Source organism: Desulfovibrio sp. 1188_IL3213 (genome assembly GCF_036763145.1).
Taxonomy (GTDB): domain Bacteria; phylum Desulfobacterota; class Desulfovibrionia; order Desulfovibrionales; family Desulfovibrionaceae; genus Desulfovibrio.
Genome location: NZ_JBAIYR010000448.1, coordinates 1 through 1,726 on the forward strand (window position 1 = coordinate 1; position 1,726 = coordinate 1,726).

The 1,726-nt window shown below is 61.0% G+C and carries 2 protein-coding genes and 1 pseudogene; all 3 read left to right on the forward strand.

The window, feature by feature from the left end:
* Positions 1 to 215, forward strand: a pseudogene (locus V6C16_RS12470) (hypothetical protein); the annotation flags it as partial.
* A 141-nt stretch (positions 216 to 356) separates the two neighbouring features.
* Positions 357 to 1,346: a major capsid protein gene (locus V6C16_RS12475; protein ID WP_333536007.1), complete on the forward strand. Its 990-nt coding sequence runs from the start codon at positions 357 to 359 to the stop codon at positions 1,344 to 1,346.
* 114 nt (positions 1,347 to 1,460) lie between these two features.
* On the forward strand, positions 1,461 to 1,726 hold a 266-nt coding region (locus tag V6C16_RS12480; RefSeq protein ID WP_333543356.1), incomplete at its 3' end, for a hypothetical protein.

Here is a 1,726-nt window from a genome sequence, read left to right on the forward strand (position 1 = left end):
CCCGCGCCCAGCTTGCCCTTGACCGCTTTGACCAGGGCAAGCACATCGGCCGCCTGCTGGAAGAAAGCGGTTATGGCAACAACCCGGATGTGCTGCGGTTTTTTAACCGCGTGGCTGACGCCCTTATGGAAGACAGCCTGGTGCGCGGCGAACCCGGCGTCGGCATGCCGCCCCTTGAGGAACGCATGTACGCGGGCTGGTCATCCAGAAAATAAGGGCGGCCCGCCGCGTCACCCCCAACCGCGCCCGGACTGTTTCCTGCCCTGAAAACAGCCGGCAACGCATTTCCCGGACATGTTCCGGCACTTTTGTTGTCTTTTATCCCGCACGTTCACCTTTCTACATACGAGGCGATTATGTCCAACTCTATGGGTCTTGTGGTTTCCCTGGCGGAAATGGAACAGTTTTATCGTGGCGACAAGGCGGGGCAGATCATCGAACTGATGAACAAGACCAACGACATCATGGATGACGTGCTCTGGATGGAGTCCAACCAGAGCGACGGGCATCTTACCCGCATCCGCACGGGCTTGCCCGAAGTTTACTGGCGCAGGCTCTATCAGGGTACGCCGCCTTCCAAATCACAGTGGGGACAGGTCAAGGAGGGATGCGGCATCCTCGAAGCCATCATGGAACTGGATGTGGAGGAACTGCGCCTCTACGGCAGCCGTGACAGGGCTTTCCGCATGAGCGAAGGCGTGGCCTTTGCCGAGGCCATGCGCCAAAAAGTGGCCGCCACCCTGTTTTACGGCAACAGCAATATCAATCCTGACGAATTCAACGGCCTTGCCATGCGCTACCCCGCGCAGGACGCCAAAAACGTCATGGATGCGGGCGGCCGCGAAGAAGGGGGCTGCACGTCCCTGTGGCTTGTGTCGTGGGGCGCGCAGGCCGTGCATGGCATCTATCCCAAGGACAGCACCGGCGGCCTCTCCCACGAAGACCTCAGCACCTATATGACCCAGGACCCCGACGGCCGCAAATACCAGGTCGTGGGCGACAAATACAACTGGCGCTGCGGCCTTGCCGTACGCGACTGGCGCGCTGTGGTGCGCGTTGCCAACCTGCCCCTGGCAGCCCTTGGCAAGCGCAAGGGACAGAGCGGATTCATCGATCTGCAAAAGCTGACCATCGAGGCCAAGAACCGCATGCCCCAGCACCTGCGCCAGAAGGCCGTGTGGTACGCCAACGCCGACGTGCTCACCGCCCTTGAACTCCAGAATTCCGATGCGGGCAACGTGCAGCTGCAGTATGACGAATTCTTTGACGCCAAGGCCGTTCCCGTGCTGCATGGCCGCCCTGTGCGCCAGTGCGATGCCGTGCTGGGCAACGAAAGCGTGGTGTAAAGCCTTATTGCGGACGCCGGGACAGGCCGCGTCTGTCCTGCCTGACGCACGGCCCGCCCGTCGGGCCGAACATCCATTACCGGGTGCATGACCATTTTTCCACAAGGAGCACATATGGCTATCATTGACCGCAATTCCATTCTTTTTGAAGGCCCCCTTACCGCCAATACCACAGGTCCCGCCGTGGCCCTCAACGCTCTCAAGCTTCCCGGCCGCATGGAACCCATGCCCTTGCGCCTGTCCGTGACCGAAAGCTTCAAAACCGACGAGGTGCAGGGCATCACCATCGGGCTTGAAGAGTCCGACAGCGCCAGCGGCCCCTGGACTGCCGTACCCGGAGCCTCCGTGAGCGTCGTTCATTCGGCTGAAAACCCTGCCCT

Excerpts from the sequence above, each read along its gene's own strand:
- V6C16_RS12475 (WP_333536007.1), top strand. The coding sequence starts at position 357 with ATGTCCAACTCTATGGGTCTTGTGGTTTCCCTGGCGGAAATGGAACAG.